Below are 18,218 nucleotides of genomic sequence, written 5' to 3' on the forward strand. Positions count from 1 at the left end.
CTAGAAACGGGTGTCTGGCGCGTTGGCGCGTAGCCACTGCTCAAGCATCATGCCGATCCACACCATCTCACCGTAATAGCCGGGATGGGCGGGCAACAGCTCACCGAAGAGCGCATCGACGAAGCCTCGCTGCAGGATGCCGCGGTCTACTAGCCCATGCACCGAATCGCGCGAGAGCGTGCGCAAGGCGGGGTCCGACAAGGCCCAGTGGCCAAAGGGGAGGCCGAAGCCGTGCTTCTTCTTCGTCAGAATTTCGTCGGGCAGGAAGCCCCGCAGTGCGTCCTTGAAGAACCAGCGAAGCTTGAAACCCTTGAGTTTCATCGCATCAGGCAGCGACAAGGCGATTGCGATGAGATCCTCGTTCAGCAGAGGGAAGCCAACATCAAGCCCTGCCAATGAGGTCGTGCCGATCACCTTCGGCAAGTCGTTGTCGGCGAGGGTGAAACGCCAGTCGAACCCGAGCTCGTGATCGAGCACGGTGTCGGCACGCACGCCATCCCAGACGCGCCGACGCAATTGAAGCGGCGCGTCGGCGTCAGTCAGGGCGCGGAATTGCGGGCCGAGCACCGAGTCCTGCCCGAGACGTTGCAACAGGTTGTATTGCTCCGTTCGAGCGAGCGGCGACATACGTGCCTGCTCGACATAGCTGCAGGCCTTGCTTACGCCGGGAATGCGGCTTGCCCATCCGGCGCCCGCAACTGGTTCGATCAGACTGCTGCGTATCGCGGCGGGAATCGCTTGGTAGAGTTCAAAAACCTTTTGCTTCGCGTAACGCGCGTTGCCGCCAAAGAGTTCGTCGCCGCCGTCGCCCGCGAGCAGCTTGTCGTAACCGTCGGCACGTGCCATCAGTCCAAGGCAGTAGGCCGGCAGCGCTGACGAATTTCCGAACGGCTGGTCGTAGCTGGCTGCGACGGTAGGGATATGGCTGACGAGATCCTGTGCCGTGATGTAGTACTCGCGGTGGTCGACGCCGTAAGCCTTGGCCGCAATCCGTGCGTACTCCATTTCGTCGTAGCCCGCGGTGTCGAAACCGATCGAGTAGCCCCGTGGCTGCTCACCGGAGACGTCACGCAGCATGCCGATGACGGTTGAGCTATCCGTTCCGCCAGAAAGGAAGGCTGCGACGCGTCCGGACCCCGATGATTCCCGTTCGACGGCCCCACGGATCGCGCCGACGAACTGCGCCTTTAGCGTGTCGATATCGCTGACAGGCGTTTGCGTGAAACGCGGTTGCCACCATTGCGTATCGCGAAGCCCGACGCTGTCGCGGCTGAGCATGTGGCCGGGCTCCAGGCGCGCAACGCCGCGAAATATCGTTCTTGGCGCAGGAATGACGTGGAAATAGAGGTAATCGAAGATCGCCTGCGGATCGATTTCCCTCTGTCTGATCGGGACCGCATCTGCGCGCGACGCTACGGCAATGGCTGAGGCTTCCACGGCCCAGCACAGTGGATGGGTGGCGAAGCGATCGTTGAGGCAGCCGAGGCGAGCGCGATCGAGGTCGATCCAAAGCAATGCGAAGCGGCCGCCCAGGCTGTTGGCGAGCCCGATCGGATCGTTAATCAACGCGTCAAGCAACGCCGACGGACCGGCGCTTGCATAGGCCGAAGCGAGAGCGGGGTCTTGCACCGTGGGGCGGCCGATTTGCACCACGAGTTGCCGGCTCGACCGGTCAAAACGAATATCAGGCCCCGCAGCTTGAAGCTGGAGGCCAGGCAACGTGATGTCTAACGCATCACTTAACGCGGCAGGCAGGTCGCGACTGGAGTCGATCTGAGCAGGATCGAAGCGGCAGACCAGCCGGTTGAGGCGGGCCGTCATACCAGCACCTCAAGCGGCTGCGGGTGAGATAGGAAGTCGCGCGGGCTGGCCGTGAAGCCGTAGGCACCGGACTGGAAAACGACCACCAGATCGCCCTCTTGCGCCGGCGGAAGGTCCATTTTGTCCGCCAGCAAGTCCAGCGGCGTGCAGAGCGGGCCAACGACCGATACATTTTCAGTTTCGCCCGCACGCATGCGGTTTCCGATCGCAACCGGATAGTTCTTGCGGATCACTTGGCCGAAGTTGCCTGATGCGGCCAGGTGGTGATGCATGCCGCCATCGGTAACGAGGTAAACATGGCCGCGCGACAGCTTGCGTTCGACTACGCGGGCGACGTACACGCCGGCCTCCCCGACGAGGTAGCGCCCGAGTTCGATGACAAGGTGTGCCCCTGGCGCCTTGCCGGCCGCTTCCTGCTGAAGCTGTGCAAGGTTGTCGGCGACCGGCGCCAGGTCCAGATGGCCCTCACCCGGGAAGTACGGAATGCCGAACCCGCCGCCGAGATTGAAGCTCTTGACCTCGGAGGGGGCCGACTCGGCGAGGCGCACGCAGAGTTCAAAACTCTTGCGCTGCGCCTCGACGATGGATTCGGCGCGCAAGTTCTGCGACCCGGCGTAAAGATGAAAGCCCTCGAACTGCAGACCCAGTTGGCCGATCTCGGCGAGCAGCGCAGGCACGCTCTCGGCATCGACGCCGAACTGCTTCGGTCCGCCGCCCATCTTCATGCCGGAACTCTTCAGTTCAAAGTCCGGATTCACTCGCACTGCGACGCGTGCAACCCAGCCGGTCCGCTCACCGATATCGCTCAGAAGCCGAGCTTCGCGCGCCGACTCGATGTTCAGCAGTACGTTGCTGGCCACTGCCTGCTCCAGCTCCGCGAGGCTTTTGCCTGGCCCGGCGAAGCTGATCTCGCTCGGGTCCATGCCGGTATCGAGTGCCACGCGCAGTTCGCGTCCCGACGCGACGTCAAGCCCATCGACGAGCCGCGCCATGAAGCTCACCAGTGCCGGCATGGGGTTGGCCTTCATCGCATAGTGAAGCTGGATGCCGGCGGGCAGGGTGCTGCGAAGCGTATCGACCCGCGCCGCAAGCAGGCCGCGATCGTACGCGTAGAAGGGAGTTTGCCCCACGCGTGCCGCAAGTCGGCTCAACGGTATGCCACCGACCAGTAGCTCGCCGCCTTCGTGCGGAAACTGGCTCATCTCGACGTGGCGCGGCGGGGTTCGCGTTTCGCTCATTTTGTGGCGTCTAGAAAAAAGGTCTGAAATTCGGCGGACAGCGCTTTGCGGTCGATCTTGCCGTTCGGGTTGCGGGGCAGCGCGCCGTCGCGGATCACAATGTGCGCCGGCACTTGCCATGCGGGCAGTCGTGCACGGCATTCGGTTTGCAGCGCAGCTTGATCAAGGGTACGACCAGCGGGTGCGCACGCGACGAGTACGATGGCCTGGCCCAGCGTCGGATGCTCGACGCCAAACGCTGCGCACTCGCCGACCAGTTGTGTGCCGTAGATGACTTCTTCCACTTCGGTCGGGCTGACGCGGTAGCCCGAGGTCTTGATCATCTCGTCGCGGCGACCAATGAAGTACAAAAAGCCCTCTTCGTCCATTCGGACGGTGTCGCCCGAAAATACGGCGATCTCCGGTAGCACGATGCCACTCTCACGCCCGGCAACGCCTGACGGCAATGGCCGGAAGCGTTCGGCCGTCTTCTCGGCGTCATTCCAGTAACCCATTGCAACCAGCGCACCGCGTTGGACCAGTTCCCCGGGTTCCTGCGGCGCGCAAGGAGTGCCGTCTTCTCGCAGCACCATGACCTCGGAGTTGGGAATCGACTTGCCGATCGAGTCCGGGCGGCGGTCAACCTCCTCAGGCGGAAGGTAGGTGGCGCGGAAGGCTTCGGTCAGGCCGTACATCAGGAAGGGCTTGGCCTCCGGCACGCGCTGGCGCAGCGCTTTGAGCGTTTCGAGCGGCATGCGCCCACCCGTGTTGGCGAAATAGCGCAAATGGCTTCGGATCGCGTCTGGCCATTCGACCTGCGTGAGCTGAATCCAGAGCGGAGGGACCGCTGTCAGCCCGGTAACCTGCTCGCGTTCCATCGCCTTGATGACATCGCGCGGGAGCAGGTAGTTGAGGAGCACGACGCGCGCGCCTACCGCAAAGCCGGTGGTCAGCTGCGAGAAGCCTGCATCGAAGGAGAGCGGAAGTGCGGCCAGTAGTGTGTCGTCTGCAGTGTTTTGCAGATAGCTTGCAACGCTCTTCGCGCCAGCGACCATGTTCCGATGCGATAGCACGACACCCTTGGGCCGCCCGGTGCTGCCCGAAGTGTAGAGAATCGCCGCCATGTCACTGTCGATGACGCGATGCGGCGTTCGGGCAGCTGAATTCGTCAATGCCTCCCAAGTCGTCGCCGGTTGCGGCGAGGCAAGCGTTGGTGAGGTGCTGGTAGAAACCAGATGACGCAGATCGTGACAGTCGGACAAGACCGAGTCGAGCAAGGCCAGGCGTTCCGGCGAGCTGACGAGAATCCGCACGTTGCAGTCGCGGAGGATGTACGCGACTTGCTCAGGCTTCAGCAGCGGATTAATCGGTACGAAGACGCCGCCCGCCGCGGTGGCACCGAAGCTTGCGACAACCGTCTCCGGCCGTTTGTCGAGCCAGATTGCGACGCGTTCGCCACGTGACAGGCCTAGCGCCAGAACGCCGTGGGCGAAGCGCTCGATCTGTTCGGCCAGTTCGCCGTAGTGCAGCGTCTGCCCGGAAAACGTGAGCGCGGGCCTTTCTGGTGCGCGGTCTGACCAAACGCAGGGGAGTTGGTGCAGCAATGTCGTCATGATCTGCGGGGAGCCCGGAAGACAAGGCTTCATTCTAGTGCGCGAGCGTGGGGGCGCTTGTGCGGCTTGGCACGGCGCGACGGCAACACTGCGCGCCGGCAACGCCGCGAGCGCTTCAAATCTGTGACAGGCGAGTGTCGACCCGTGTTTGCCAGTCTTCGTGAAGGGCCGCCAATTCGCTTCCGCGTTTCACAAGAGCCGGTCGGCAGTCCGACGCGGCCATCTTGGTCAGCGTTTCGTATAGCGAGTCGGGCGAGATCACCCGGTCATCCAACGCCCACTCCGGGTGCCCAAACGCGGTCATGAGACCGCCGATCTTGTCGCGGTAATACGGCTTGTGCCAGAGCCCCAGCACTGGCACCGCAGCAGCTAGTGCAAACACTGAAAAATGGTAGGCCATGCCCAGCGCGACGGTACAGCTCGCGATCTCCGCCCGCAGCACCCGGGGATCGCGATCCTTTATCAAGCGAGCCGAGGGCCACCGCCCAGACGATAGCCATTGCCGATAGATGCTCGCCTCGTACTTTTCGCGCTCATGAAACTGGAACAACAGGATTGTCCAGCCGTCGCAGGCAAGCTTGTCGAGCATGCACTCCAGGACATTTTGTACTCGCTGCGTGTCTGCTTGATGTGGAGAGACGCGCCAGTGGATACCGATGGTCTTGGGCAACGACTGCGCGATATAGCTTGGCGACAAGGTCAGCGCATCGTCGCAGACGGTTTCGGCTTTTGCCGTAGAGACGCCAAGCGAGACCAGAAGACTCTTCCCGTGTCCTGAGTCGCGTAGACCGATCATCTCCGCATGATTGGTGACGCGCCGCATCAACCACCGCGTAAGCCGCGTCGAAAACGGTCCCAGACCCTGGCCACTCAAGATGACTGGCTTCCTCAAGTACATTGCAAGCAGGCCCGTAGTCAGCAGTGCACGGCACTCTAGTTTCCCTTGATCAGTCAGGTAGCCTCCGCCAACAAAGAGCACCGCGTCGGCATCCAGCAAGGTTCGAATGAACTCAGCCTCCATGAAACGGCCCAAGGGGCGCCGAGATGCGGCTTTGCAAACCAGCGCGACCAGCGCTAGCAGGACGAATTCGGTCGTGCCAAGCGTGGCGTATAAGAGTTGAGTCAGGCGTGAGCCGTGGACCGCAGAACTTGGCCGAAGGCCCCAACGGCTAAGGCAGTCAATCATGAAGCTCACGCGTTCGAGCCGGAACTCTTCGACCAAAAAACCGGGGGTTCGCGCACTGACGAGCAGTTGCCAATCCGGATATTGCGCTCGCAAGCGCCCCACGGTGTTTGTGAGCATGGCTCGGTCGCCGAGGTTTTCGCCGGCGCCCGTGTTAAGCAGCAGTAGGGTCTTCTGTCTATTCTGCATGCGGCAGCCCGTCAGCTTGACGGTCAGGCGCGTCCGGATCGGAGCTGACGGTACATCCGGCCAAGTTCCGCCCGGTAGGGGTGCTTCAGCGCGTACAGGCTGGCGAGCCATCCGGAGACAAAGATCGTGCCGCCTGCGGTCGCCGTGACTAATGCGGGAATGTTGTGGCTGCGGGACCAAGCTAGGAATAATACTGGTGCCACCAACGAACAGGCGACTACTGTAAGGCTTGGCACTAGCGCGCTGAGGACGGCTGACAAGGGAACCTTGTGCGCGCGCTTGATTTGCTGGTGATACAGCGCAACGCGTAGAAGGCTCATCCCGCACATGCAGAGCGCGACGGCCTCAATGCTGAATGCCGCAGCGAAACTTATCGCCAGGATTTGAACCGGATTGGCAATCAATTGTGCCCGGAACAGTTTGTCGATCGACCCCGTGCCGGTTAGTGCAGGGGCCGCCAGCATGACAGGCGTCGAGAGCAAGCCGGCAATCGCGATGAGCGACATGGCTGGCGCGGCCGATAACCATTGATGCCCGAACAGGACGTTGATCACCGGTTCCGAGTAGAGGGCCATGAAGCTGAAAAAGGAGAGCGGTATGCACGCGAACATCCGATATGTTTCGATGTACGTCGGCCCCAGCGGACCGCCCTCATTCTTGATCTTCGCGAACTGCGGTAGCGCTACACGATATACCGTCCCGACGACGAAGTCGCCAAAGGTGTCGGCCAACCCGTTTGCACGGCTATAGAGCCCTGAGGCCGCGAATCCAAGCGAGCGAGAAAGTGCGAAGTCGGGCGTTCGGCGCGCGAGTTGTTCCAATAGCATGCCGCTTGTTTTGTAGATGCCAAAGCCGCCGATTTTTCGCCACGCCGAAAAGTCGGGCCTGAAAGCGACGCTTGCCGGACGAACCGCCAGCAGCATCAGTGTGTTGGCCACCATGGCGGCGACTAGTGACCAGGCAAGCCCGATGGCTCCAAAACCACGCCAAGCCAACAGAATTGCAGCGACGGAGCCGACTGCGGCGCTGCTGGTCTGGATGATCAACATGGTGCCGAAGCGCATCTCCCGAGTCAGGAGCGCGTGCGTGATGTAGCCGAAAGGCACAAGGAAGAAGTTGATCGACAGAATGCGCACGACGTTGGCGACGACCGGTTCCTTGTAGAAATGGGCGGCGGGAATTGCGGCTGCGAGGAGTAGTCCGCCGAGCGTCCATGCCAGCAGCAACGACATGCCGAAAGCCGAGCGGATCGTCTTTTCCGTGAGTTCTTGTGCTTGGACGAGGTACTCGCCGACACCGAAGTCACGGAACATCTGAACGATGGCAACCAGCCCCACTGCCAGCGAATAGATCCCACTCTCGGCCGGCGTGATCAACCGAGCGATCGTCATCGTGGTGACGAGGTTGATGGCAAAAGCTAGCAGGCGTTGCGTTGCAGCCAGGCCGAGCGCCTGACGAACAGTGGTCATCCGTGCTCCCGAGTGATCGGAAAGACGCTACGCATGGCCGACCAAGTGCGCTCCGTGGCGCCTTGTGCGTGTTCAAGCAACGAGCGCATTCGGTCGGTTTGCTGCTTGCGCCGGCCGCTGTCTGTCAGCAGCGATTGCCAGAGTGTTTCGAGCGTTGTGGGGTCGTCGGATTCGATCAGCAACCCGCCGTCGCGCGTCATTTCGTACACCGGGAAACTCGGGTAGGTGCTGTTCCAGCCAGGCCGAACGCTGACAGGGCAGGCGTAAGCGAGCGGTTCGAGAATGTTGTGGTCGCGGCCCACGTGGGCGATCGAGGCCAGCGCATAAAAGTCGCGCAACTCGCCCATCGTGTCGAGCACGAGGACTTTCACGTCATCATCGAGCGCCTGGTCCCCGTGTTCCGCGCGACGTACGAAAGGTAGCCCGCTGGCGTTCAGTCGTTTGCCCAGGGCCTGCATGACCTTCGGGTTTTCCGGATGGCGCGGCGCCAGCACGAGCAGGGCGCGCGGCACGGCTACGGCAAGTGGCTCGAACGCGGCAAGCACCAGATCACGCTCGTCGGCCTCGGTGACGCAGCCCGCCACCACCGTTGGGCGGCCTGATGACTGAATCGACTGCAGCAGGCGCGGGCTGCGGGTGTTCTCGAAGGCGCGCGGTAGCGTCTCGAGTGCGTCGAACTTGATATTGCCGGTGATGTGGACGAGGTTTGCACCTGCGTCACGCAGTGTGTTCGCAACCCGTTCATTCTGGGCGCAAACGACGTCAATCAGGCGTAGCCAGTCTCGCTGGAATAGCTTTCGTTCGATCGCGTCGGCGCGGCATGAGGTGGGATAGCCGTAGAGCCATCCATTTATGAGCGCGGTGCCGGCGCCAAGGCGTTTCGCTTCGTATAGAAAACCGAAGGGCAGGCGGCATGGCGCATCGGACGGCCAGCAGGGGATCTCGGCGATGACGAACAAGGTTGGCCGGAGCGTCGCTGCCAGCGCCTCGGCCTGGAACTGACTACCGGTCACGCGGACGACATGGGCCGACGGGTGGAGGCTCCGGTACGACTCGGCGTAGCCATCCCGGTCGGTCAACAGAACGATCTCTTGGCCATCAGCGGCTGCGAGTTCGATGAGGGCGTTGAGGAACGGCGCCGTGGCGTGTAACTCGCCAATCGTTGACACGAAAACCCAAAGTGATGGTTTCGCCGCTTCCGGTGCTGGGGGCGCTTCAGTCAGCGCGTGCGAACGCTCTGCGATTCGCGACATCAAGTTGAAGAGCTGCCAGCGAAGTTTGAGGCCCAACGACAGCGGGCGCGGCGTCATGCTAAGCATTGGATTCACTCGCCGCTTGGGGTTCGTCCATGGCTTTGCTGCGCCTTGCAGCCACCCAGTCGCGAAGGCGGTGCAGGGTTGACCAACGGAACGCAGTCACATGGAAGAGCTTGCGCGACTCGGTTGTCCAGCGCGTGTGCCATTCCATCACGCGGCCATAGAATTCGATGCGTCGGATCTGCTTTGCGTCGAAGACCGCGTTGAATGCATCGTGATGCATAAGCGTGGCGGGTGACACGGCCTTGTGTGCTGCGTCGAAGGCAGTCTTGAGGATTACCAACGTATTGCCGGCGCTGATGCAAAGATCCATGGCGACAGTTGCGTCGCCGAAGCGATAGCGCCAGATCTGTCCTCGGCCGGCGGCACAGAAGCGCTCCATCGTGGCGCTGTAGAACTGAACCTGTGCATTGCCTTCCGACACAGCAGTGCCGGTCTCGGCCTTCCATCCACTCGCTTCAAGCCGGCCGTATTCCCCGATTGCACCCGCGACATCCTCGGGCCGGGTAAGGATATCGAGCTTCGCTTCAATTCCATCGGCCGCCAGCTTGGTCTTCTGCTTTTTGACGTTGGTGCGCAGATTCTTGCCGCGTTGGTTCCAATAGTCGGAGAACTCGCCTTGCACGTCGACCCATGCGGTATCGATGTAGTCGAGCGAGCGCAGGTTTGCCGCATCGTCGGGACGTTTGCAAAACAAGGGGTCGAGTTGGGTGATGCCGAGGCCGAGGCTCAGTCCGGGCAATGCTGGTACGAGCGCCTTTGTAAGGACGTCGAGTGACTCACCGGGCAAGGCGATCCAGGCGCCAAGCGGGAGCTGAGATGGCTGAAAGGTTTGCCATTGCGCAAGCCCCTTGGGTTCGAGGATCGCCGCGGCGATGATCTGACCGTTTCGCCGCGCGAACGCGATGTGTTCGTTACCCTTGCCGAAGGTTTCAAGCAGCGGGCGCAAGAAGATCGATTCGAGAAACGGCAGGTCGCCGATCTTTTGCGCCAGTTCGTCCCAGTCGGCGCAGAGGCCAGGAAACGCTTTCGCCGGCTGTAGTGACCATGCGATCGTCATGATGGACGAAGACTCCTTTACGAGGCCCGCGATCGTAGTGCCGCGTTGTTCGAAGTGCCAAGGAACAAATCACTTGCGCGCGGAAATCAACCGACGATCTGGTCGAAAAGCCTTGCGAGTTCCAGGGTGCGCGATTCGCGAGAGTGCGATTGCGCCACCATATCCGATGCGACGCTTGCGTTGCCATTGCGCAAGAGTTCGCTGAACTGCCGAAGCGCCCCCTCGACGGCGTGTTCGTCCTCCAGGGCTGCCAGCGTTTGTACGCCGGCGTTGCGCAGCAGACCCGCGGTGTCACCCACCGGGTCTGCGAGCGCAAGGATTGGTCTGCGCGCGCGGATGTATTCGTACGCTTTGGCTGGGATCTGCGCGTTGCAGCCTCGCCCTTGCATGACCAGCAGACCGTCTGCCGATAGCATCTCGCTGAGCGCTTCGCGGTAGCGGATTGGCGGGAGCAGTTTGATCAGGTCGGTAATGTCGTACTTGCGTGCCAGTTCGGAAAGCATCGCGTCATTGTCGGACGCGCGGAAGCGGATCGACCAATGCTCGGCGGTCATCACGCCCTCGCGTTTCAAGCGTCCGAGCGCGGCGAACAGTGGTCGAGGGTCGCGCTCTGAGGGATAGACGATGCCGCTATGCAGCAGCGTGAACTTGCCGGGTTCGAGCGCCGCGCTGGTGTTGCTTGCAGCGCTGAAACTCGACTCGTCGTAACCATTCTCGATGACCGCGATCTTGCCGGCGTGATTCGGATAGCGACGTCGGTACTCGTCCGCGGCGCCAGGTGTTGTGAAGACCGAGTGCGCAGCACGGCTGACGGCTTCGGTTTCGATCTGCTTGAATTGCTTCCAGGTTTCCGGGTCCGCCGGATAGCCCGATTGGGCCATCGGATCACGGAAATCCGCGACCCAAGGAACGCCACTGCGCGCCGCAAGCCGAGCACCGATCAGATGCGCAGTCGCGATCGGGTAGGTGCTCCAGATGACATCCGGCCGATACTTGCGGATCAGGTGCATGCCGAGTGGCACCGCGGCAAGACGCCAGCTTACCCAACGATCAGGCCTCGCCATGCTGGCAATGTAGCGTCCGCCAATCGCCAGGTGCTTGGAAGTGTTCAGCGCCCAGGCGCGGTGGACCGGCGTGCTCGTCGGAACCTCACCCAGCAGATCGCTACTGGTCTGATCGTAGGCGAGCGGATTTGCTGTCAGCACGATCGGCTCCCAGCCGTGCTGCGGGAGTTGCTGGACGAAGCGCAGCGTGCGCTGAATGCCGCTGCTCCCCGCCAAGGGCGGGAAGTGATACGCAACCATCAGCACCCTGCGCACGGGGCTGCTCCTTCGTCGATGATCTGCTTGAGCGTTTGAACGATCCATGCAAGTTCCGCGCTATTCAGGTCCTGGTGGCAGCCGATCTGGAAAATATGACGGGACCATTCGCCGCCCGCGTCGTCGATCAGTTCTGGCGTACCTGGCCAGCGATCGTCCCAGCGAAACACGGGCACCCCGCTTCGGCGCACGGCTTGATAAACCCGCTCGGGGTCGTCCACCCAGAGCGGAAACACGTAGGGCGCGGCATCTTCGCCCGCCTTCATGACCAGAGGACGAGCCCCTTTCAGCTGCGAGAGCTGCTCCGCGAGGCGGTTGAAATTAGCCTGGCGCCTCGCGACGATGCGACCGGTACCTCCGGCTTTCACGATGCGCCAGGCGACCGCCGCGATCTTGCGGAATGGCAGCGCATGTTCCGCGAAGTCCGCTTCTGCGCGCGCGGTCGCCGTGTGCAAGTCGATCGGTTCTACCGGCGTGAGGTGGGCTTGAGTGGGCTCGCCTTTGCGGCGATGCTTGGCGCGCACAAGTCCGCCAAGCAGCACATTCAGCCCCGCGAGCCGATGATGCATTACGCCCAGTTCCAGCGCATCGACCGCGACTTTCAGGTTTACGCTGTGTGATCGACGCCCCAGGCTCACCCGGCGTGCCGCGGTCTGGTGCTGGATCAGGCAGCCACCTTCGGTAACCGGGAAGAACTTCGTCAGGCTCGCGATCGCGAAATCTCCCCATTCGCCGATGCCTCGCCCGTCCACCCGACCGAAGAACGCGTGCGCGCAGTCTTCGATCAACGCGGCGCGGTATCGATCACAGAGCGCGCGTATCGCACGCATCGGCCGCGGCAAACCGAAGTAATGCGGGACGATGACTGCCGTGGCGCCGTCTTTCAACAGTTGCTCGAGCACATCGAGTTTCGCGCAGCCGTCGGCGTTGATCGGGTAGAAAACGGGTTGCCCGCCCAGCGCAACGATGGGGGCCACCATCGTGGGGCAGTGGTAGGTGGGCACCAACACGCGTTGCCCTGCACCACAGCCCAGCGCCTTCAGCGCAATGGCAATCGCGGCTCTTCCGCTTGTCGTGGGCAGTGCCGGCCCGGCGTCGGTGACGGCCGGCAGCGGGCAGGCGCGCCGGTCGAGAAAGTAGCGCCAGGAGAGTACCGGAAGCCGGGGAACGGGTAGGGCGCGGAGCGGTACGGGCATCGTGAAGGTTTGTGCTTGCAGTTTGTCACGAGGGCACACCCCTCGGATCCCTATAATACGGGCCTTGCAATCTGGGTTGCCGTTAAGTCCTTGGCGCCTGCCTGTTCACGGTTTTGGGGAATCTCTTGGATATTCGCAAGGAACTTGCAGCCATTCTTGATGAGCTGCTGAGTCTGGGTGGCCGCGCTGCGGCCTTTGATGACGCGACGCCCTTGCTGGGGGCCTTGCCCGAGCTCGACTCGATGGCAGTGGTTGGCGTGATCGGCGCGATCGAAGAGCGTTTTGGGCTGGTCTTCGACGACGACGAGATTGATGGCACCTCGTTCGCCAGTTTTGGGAGCCTCGCCAAGTTGATCGACGCGAAACTGTCGTGACCGTGTCGTCTGCCATCGTCGGCCAGCCCGGCTTTCTGCCGGGGCCGGGTGGCGATCGTTTCATCCTGAGCTTTTCCCCGCGTGCGGCACCGGTCGGGCGTCTGATATTGCTGCAGCCCTTTGCAGAAGAGGCCAACAAGTCGCGGCGCATGTTGAGCGAATGTGCCCGCGCGGCAGCGGGGGCTGGCTGGCAGGTGCTGCTGGGCGACGTGTTCGGGACCGGCGACAGTGCGGGCGATTTCGCCGATGCGGACTGGGATGCCTGGCTTGCTGACGTTGTGCGTTTCTGCGAGGCGGCGCCCGGTAATACGCCCATAGTGTTGTGTGGCGTTCGGTTCGGTGCGCTCCTGCTGGCTGGAGCTCTCCAGCGCGGGCTGACTGCCGACGCCGTTGTGCTGATCAATCCTGTGATCTCGGGAAAGATGGCGTTGACGCAGTTTTTGCGGCTCGGGGCTGCCGGCGAACTGGGAGCAGATGCCAGTGCGCGGATTGACACCCGCGGGCTTCGCGAGCGGCTCGATCGCGGCGAAACCGTTGAGATTGCCGGCTACGGTTTGTCGCCAGCGCTTGCAGCCGGCATGGAAGCGAGCGAGTTCGACCTGTTTGGTGGCGCCTCGCGGCTAGGCTGGATCGAGATTGGTAGTGTCGCGGGGGGCGATCTGCCGCCAGCCACTGCGCGCACAATCGAGAAATTGAGTGCGAAAGGCGCCGATATTCAAACGGAAGCGCTGGTCGGGCCCGCTTTTTGGCAGACTCAGGAAATCGAGACGGTTACGGGGCTCCCCGCAGCGCTCGTTTCGATGCTGGGCCGCCTTACATCCGGAGCGGCCGCGTGATCGAACAAGCGCTTCTGATTGATTGCGACGGCACTCCGATGACGGCGATCCTCGCGATGCCGCCGGTACCAGCGTCCGTCGGCGTAGTGATTGTCGTCGGCGGGCCGCAGACACGCGTGGGCTCGCACCGCCAGTTTGTACTGCTTGCTCGCGCGTTGGCGGCGGCAGGCGTACCGTGCTTGCGGTTCGATTACCGCGGAATGGGCGATTCCTCTGGCGAGCAACGTGATTTCGAGCGCGTCGCGGACGACATCGGGGCTGCAGTGGCATCGTTGCGCACGCGCGTGCCGTCGATCAAGCATGTTGTGCTGTGGGGGCTATGCGATGGCGCGACCGCGTCCGCGTTCTACGCAGCTGAGAGTGCCGGGGTTAGTGGGCTGGTGATGCTCAACCCTTGGGTGCGAACGACCGCGGGCGAAGCTGCAGCATTGGTCTCAAATTACTATGGCAAGCGCTTCATGTCGGCAGATTTCTGGCGCAAGCTGCTCAGCGGAGAGATGGATCTGCTCAGGCGCCTGCGTGAATTCGTCGCGAACTGGCGCAGCGCTCGTGCGCGCAATGTAAGCGATTCCGAACCGTCAAACAGCCTGCCGGACCGCCTCGGCGTGAGCCTTGCGCGATTTGGAAAGCCGATCCTTCTGATTACGTCCGGTAACGACTTCACAGCAGCCGAGTTCCTGCGTGCCGCAGAGTCCGGTTACCTTTCAAAAGGCCTCGCGCGATGCCAGATCACGCGCCATGCGATCGAAGCGGCGAATCACACGTTTTCGTCTGCCGCATGGCGCGCTGACGTGGAAAACGCGACGAGCGGTTGGTTGAACGCCAACTTCCCGGACTGATCCGTGCGGGTACCCGTCGCGCTTGCCCTGTGCCAGAACCGAAATTCTCACTGGAGTGTGCTCAGTTGATACGAACCCTGCTTTGTTTCGCGATGGTGACGGCTGCGAGCGCTACGTTTGCGGACGAGTCCATGAGTTTCATGTGCGGCGAATTGGCGAATGCCTTTGGTCCGTTTGATTACCGTAGCGAAGTCGGCAAGACGGTCGGCAGTGACGGTGGGCACAGCAATATCCAGCTTGTCGAGGGGGCGCACTTCACGCCGGAAGTTGAGGCCCTAGTAAGAGGCAAGACCTCGACTACCGCCGGGCACGATATTGACTACACGCTGCGTGCGTTCCCGAACCATCATCGCGCGTTGCTGGCGATGATGAACCTCTCGTTCAAAGAGAAGAAGACGAAGCCCGTGGGGTCGCGCTACAGCATTGACTGCTGGTTTGAGCGCGGAGCCCGCTGGCGACCGGACGACGCGGTGGTCAAGATGCTGTGGGGAATCTACAAGCTCAAGACCGGGCGGCAGCAGGAGGCGGTGGATCTGTTCCAGCAGGCGGAGAAAGCTGAGACCGAAGACCCGAACCTGTACTACAACCTCGGCTTGGCGTACTTTGAGCTGAAGCGCTATGACGACGCACTGCGCTATGCACACAAGGCCTATGCGCTGAACTACCCGCTGCCGGGATTGCGGGAGAAGCTCAAGCGTGCGGGGGCGTGGCGCGATATGCCACCGCCAGCGGCAGGGCAGTCTGCCCCGGTCGCGGCGCAGTCGGCGCCCGCAGCATCGCAGTCGCAACCCGTAGTGCCACAGTCAGCACCCGCTGCCGCAGCACCGCCGAAGATGCCCTAGTCATCAAGCGGGCGATAAACAAAGGGCCACGTTTTTGCGTGGCCCTTTGTTTTTCTCGATGGCGTTTCGCTAGCGAGACGCGCCGGATCACCGGCTCTTGATCATCGTACCGACGCCATGGTCGGTCAGGATCTCAAGCAATAGGCAGTGTTCGACACGGCCATCGATGATGTGAACCGAACGCACGCCGTTACGAGCGGCTTCCAGGGCCGAGTGGATCTTTGGAAGCATGCCGCCAGACAGCGTGCCGTCCGCGACCATTTCGTCGATCTCACGTGGCGTGATGCCGGTCAGCAGGTGACCATCCTTGTCGAGCACGCCGGGCGTGTTCGTCAGCAGCACCAGCTTCTCTGCCTTGAGGATCTCCGCCAGTTTACCGGCGACGACGTCGGCATTGATGTTGTATGTCTCGCCCTCTTCGCCGACGCCAATTGGCGCGATGACCGGGATGAAGTCCCCCTGGTCGAGGAAACTGATCAGGCTTGGGTCGATCGACGTGATTTCACCGACGAGACCGATGTCGATCATCTCTTCCGGCTTGTCCTTGTTTGGCATCAGCAGCTTGCGGGCGCGGATGAAATTGCCATCCTGACCCGTCAGACCAACCGCCTTACCGCCGTGCCGGTTGATCAGGTTCACGATTTCCTTGTTCACATGGCCGCCGAGCACCATCTCAACGACATCCATGGTTTCTTCGTCGGTAACCCGCATGCCCTGAATGAACTGACCCTGCTTGCCGATGCGCTTGAGCAGGTCATCAATCTGCGGGCCGCCGCCGTGAACAACCACCGGATTGAGGCCGACCAGCTTGAGCAGCACCACGTCGCGCGCAAAGCAGTCTTTCAGGTTCGCATCGGTCATGGCGTTGCCGCCGTACTTGATCACGATGGTCTTGTCGAAGAAGCGCTTGATGTAGGGGAGCGCTTCGGCGAGCACGCTGGCCTTGAGCGCCGGCGCGAGGGATTCGAGGTCGGACATTGCGATTCCAGGAAACGGAAAGAACTGCGCGAGTTTAGCGCAAACAAAAACGGCGGAAGGCCTAAGCCTTCCGCCGCGGGGGATGAGTTTGTAAGGATCAGTTGATTGTCAGGCGGCGCGCTTGCGTCGTGGCCTTTTTCGGCAGCGTTAATTCAAGGACACCGTCGTTGAATTTGGCGACCGCACGAGCGTCATCAATGTCGGTGCCGAGCTGGAAGCTGCGGCTGACTTTGCCGAAGTAACGTTCGGTACGCAGCACTTTCTCGCCTTCCTTGATCTCTTTTTCTTCCTTGCGTTCGGCGGCGATCGACACGATCGGTCCGTCGATATGGACATGGATGTCCTCTTTCTTCACGCCGGGCAATTCGGCATGGACGGTAAAGTTCTCAGCCGCTTCCTTCACGTCGAGCTTGATGCTCGGCGCTTCGGTATCTTGGGCAAACTCCACCGGGCGTACGAAGAAGCCACGGAAGAGGTCGTCCAGCGGATCATGTCTAATCAGATTGGCCATGATGTCCTCCGTTGCTGTGATTCAGGAATGCCGGGCCGTATTCGGCCCTTGTTCCTACTCTGAATCTAGAGCCGGTCGCCGCATGTGCAAGGATATGGACGCTGCGATTTGCCTCTCGTCAAAGCTTTGGTGTGGCGCCAGACCCTTGTTATGAAAGGGTTTTTGTCAGGGCGGGAGTGGCGAGGAATCGTTTGGGTTGCGCTTAGGCCGAGCCGCTTGCTGCCGCGATTCGCTGTGGCAGCGCAAGGATTGCGTCGCGATTGCTCCATGAGAAGCACGCCTCGGCGGCCTCGCGCAGCGGCAGCCAGCGCCATGCCCGGTGTTCGTCTGGCGCAAGCGTGATTGGTGTGCCGCGCGGCACGCACAGACTGAACACATGTTCGGTGTTGTGGGTGACTCCCGGCGCATAACGGTGGCGCCACTGCGGGAAGATCTCGTATTGCTGGCTGAGGTGCCAGTCGGTCAGTGCTCCCGCCGCTGCGCGAATGCCTGTCTCTTCAAATACTTCGCGCGCCGCGGTAACAAGCAGGGGTTCGTCATCCTCTTGGCTGCCGGTGACGGATTGCCAGTAGCCCGGGTGCGCCGCACGCTCGATCAGCAGTATTTCCTGCGCTGGAGAGTGAATCACCACCAGCACCGAAACGGGCTTCTTGTACGTCATCGGATCGGTAGCTCAGCCAGCGCAGCGGGGCCATCCTCGACAAGCACACCGAAAGGCGTGCCCTCGTCCTGCCAGTACGCACAGGCATCTTCGAGTACGCCCTGAAGTGTTTCCGCATCCGCGCTCCCGGCGGGAAACGCTCGGCCGTAGCCACGCAGCGTGATGAGATAGCCGGACTCATCGAGCCAGCTGAGGTCCGTCAGACAGTCGGCCAGCGCGTCCCAGTTGGCGCCAAACCATTCAGGGAAGCGCAGTGCGGATGCGAAGCCTTCAAACAATGTTGCGGGTGTGACCTGAGACGGTAAATCGATCGATGCGGTGAGATACCGCTGCGCCTCGGCCTCGCGCTTCAGCGCGCTCGCCTGTTCTGCGCTGCAACGAAAAACGCCGGCCAGGACCGGTTTGGGCTTGGCGGGGGTCATGGGCGGATTCTCCGGAAGCTGCGGTAGTGGTCTGAGGTGTAGAAGTTGTCGCCATCGCAGCTCGTGACAATGCGGCGAGCACCACGATCGTTCTCACCCGGCGTTGGCACGGTGTATTCGCGGTAGCAGCCGCGTTCGCGCGGGGGAAGGCGGCGCTCACGATTCTGGAAGACCACGCCGTCTTTGCGATATGGAAATGGGCCACCGCGCGAGATGAGCCGCAGGGTTTGTTGGGCCTCGGGTGGTAACGCGGTGACGTTGATGTCCCCGATCGCAGGGGTTTCGCGAGCGTGGCAGGCAACGCCGATGCTCAAGGCTGCCGTGATGGCGAGGGTTTGAATCAGGCGACGGAGCATGGAACGAAAATTGGTG

18 protein-coding genes are annotated in these 18,218 nt (G+C 61.9%); 4 read left to right on the forward strand and 14 right to left on the reverse strand.

Annotation, left to right across the window (positions count from 1 at the left end):
- The 9 genes from JY500_RS05775 to JY500_RS05815 all read right to left on the reverse strand — a co-directional run bounded on the left by JY500_RS05775 (position 1) and on the right by JY500_RS05815 (position 12,383).
- On the reverse strand, positions 1-1,821 hold the full coding sequence (locus tag JY500_RS05775; RefSeq protein WP_206255447.1) for an asparagine synthetase B family protein: 1,821 nt from the start codon (positions 1,819-1,821) through the stop codon (positions 1-3).
- Positions 1,818-3,059: a pyridoxal-dependent decarboxylase, exosortase A system-associated gene (locus JY500_RS05780; RefSeq protein ID WP_206255448.1), complete on the reverse strand. Its 1,242-nt coding sequence runs from the start codon at positions 3,057-3,059 to the stop codon at positions 1,818-1,820. Before JY500_RS05780 ends, JY500_RS05775 begins: the two co-directional genes overlap by 4 nt.
- Positions 3,056-4,651 (reverse strand): acyl-CoA ligase (AMP-forming), exosortase A system-associated, encoded by a 1,596-nt coding sequence (locus JY500_RS05785; RefSeq protein ID WP_206255450.1) that lies wholly within the window; start codon positions 4,649-4,651, stop codon positions 3,056-3,058. The genes JY500_RS05780 and JY500_RS05785 overlap by 4 nt, the downstream gene beginning before the upstream one ends.
- Positions 4,652-4,766: 115 nt before the next feature.
- Positions 4,767-6,023 (reverse strand): polysaccharide pyruvyl transferase family protein, encoded by a 1,257-nt coding sequence (locus JY500_RS05790; protein WP_206255452.1) that lies wholly within the window; start codon positions 6,021-6,023, stop codon positions 4,767-4,769.
- Positions 6,024-6,046: 23 nt separating this feature from the next.
- Entirely contained in the window at positions 6,047-7,492 is a 1,446-nt protein-coding gene (locus JY500_RS05795) for an oligosaccharide flippase family protein (RefSeq protein ID WP_206255454.1), read from the reverse strand.
- Positions 7,489-8,802: a 3-deoxy-D-manno-octulosonic acid transferase gene (locus tag JY500_RS05800; RefSeq protein ID WP_206255455.1), complete on the reverse strand. Its 1,314-nt coding sequence runs from the start codon at positions 8,800-8,802 to the stop codon at positions 7,489-7,491. The genes JY500_RS05795 and JY500_RS05800 overlap by 4 nt, the downstream gene beginning before the upstream one ends.
- Position 8,803: 1 nt before the next feature.
- Positions 8,804-9,868: a GNAT family N-acetyltransferase gene (locus JY500_RS05805; protein ID WP_206255457.1), complete on the reverse strand. Its 1,065-nt coding sequence runs from the start codon at positions 9,866-9,868 to the stop codon at positions 8,804-8,806.
- An 86-nt stretch (positions 9,869-9,954) separates the two neighbouring features.
- The gene (locus JY500_RS05810; protein ID WP_206255459.1) at positions 9,955-11,187 is read right to left on the reverse strand and encodes a glycosyltransferase; all 1,233 of its coding nucleotides are present in this window, start codon (positions 11,185-11,187) and stop codon (positions 9,955-9,957) included.
- Complete coding sequence (locus JY500_RS05815) at positions 11,172-12,383, reverse strand: DegT/DnrJ/EryC1/StrS family aminotransferase (protein WP_206255461.1); 1,212 nt, start codon at positions 12,381-12,383, stop codon at positions 11,172-11,174. The genes JY500_RS05810 and JY500_RS05815 overlap by 16 nt, the downstream gene beginning before the upstream one ends.
- A 125-nt stretch (positions 12,384-12,508) precedes the next feature.
- Here JY500_RS05815 and JY500_RS05820 point away from each other — a divergent pair, with 125 nt between their 5' ends.
- The 4 genes from JY500_RS05820 to JY500_RS05835 all read left to right on the forward strand — a co-directional run bounded on the left by JY500_RS05820 (position 12,509) and on the right by JY500_RS05835 (position 15,274).
- Entirely contained in the window at positions 12,509-12,757 is a 249-nt protein-coding gene (locus JY500_RS05820) for an acyl carrier protein (RefSeq protein WP_172204060.1), read from the forward strand.
- 2 nt (positions 12,758-12,759) lie between these two features.
- A complete protein-coding gene (locus JY500_RS05825) occupies positions 12,760-13,593 on the forward strand; it encodes a hydrolase 2, exosortase A system-associated (RefSeq protein WP_206255462.1) in 834 nt (277 codons plus the stop codon).
- Entirely contained in the window at positions 13,590-14,432 is an 843-nt protein-coding gene (locus JY500_RS05830) for a hydrolase 1, exosortase A system-associated (RefSeq protein ID WP_206255464.1), read from the forward strand. Before JY500_RS05825 ends, JY500_RS05830 begins: the two co-directional genes overlap by 4 nt.
- 131 nt (positions 14,433-14,563) lie before the next feature.
- Positions 14,564-15,274, forward strand: a complete 711-nt coding sequence (locus JY500_RS05835) for a tetratricopeptide repeat protein (protein WP_206255465.1) — start codon at positions 14,564-14,566, stop codon at positions 15,272-15,274.
- Positions 15,275-15,361: 87 nt separating this feature from the next.
- Here JY500_RS05835 and argB read toward each other — a convergent pair whose 3' ends face one another.
- The 5 genes from argB to JY500_RS05860 all read right to left on the reverse strand — a co-directional run bounded on the left by argB (position 15,362) and on the right by JY500_RS05860 (position 18,202).
- On the reverse strand, positions 15,362-16,252 hold the full coding sequence (gene argB, locus JY500_RS05840) for an acetylglutamate kinase (RefSeq protein WP_172204052.1): 891 nt from the start codon (positions 16,250-16,252) through the stop codon (positions 15,362-15,364).
- 97 nt (positions 16,253-16,349) lie between these two features.
- Positions 16,350-16,763 carry an Hsp20/alpha crystallin family protein gene (locus JY500_RS05845; protein WP_172204050.1) on the reverse strand — a complete coding sequence of 138 codons (414 nt, stop codon included), beginning with the start codon at positions 16,761-16,763 and terminating at the stop codon, positions 16,350-16,352.
- Positions 16,764-16,965: 202 nt separating this feature from the next.
- Positions 16,966-17,424: a dihydroneopterin triphosphate diphosphatase gene (nudB, locus tag JY500_RS05850; RefSeq protein ID WP_206255466.1), complete on the reverse strand. Its 459-nt coding sequence runs from the start codon at positions 17,422-17,424 to the stop codon at positions 16,966-16,968.
- On the reverse strand, positions 17,421-17,846 hold the full coding sequence (locus JY500_RS05855) for a barstar family protein (protein WP_206255467.1): 426 nt from the start codon (positions 17,844-17,846) through the stop codon (positions 17,421-17,423). The genes nudB and JY500_RS05855 overlap by 4 nt, the downstream gene beginning before the upstream one ends.
- Entirely contained in the window at positions 17,843-18,202 is a 360-nt protein-coding gene (locus JY500_RS05860) for a guanyl-specific ribonuclease (RefSeq protein ID WP_206255468.1), read from the reverse strand. The genes JY500_RS05855 and JY500_RS05860 overlap by 4 nt, the downstream gene beginning before the upstream one ends.
- Positions 18,203-18,218: the final 16 nt, after the last annotated feature.

The organism is Niveibacterium microcysteis (assembly GCF_017161445.1).
GTDB classification, from domain to species: Bacteria; Pseudomonadota; Gammaproteobacteria; order Burkholderiales; family Rhodocyclaceae; genus Niveibacterium; species Niveibacterium microcysteis.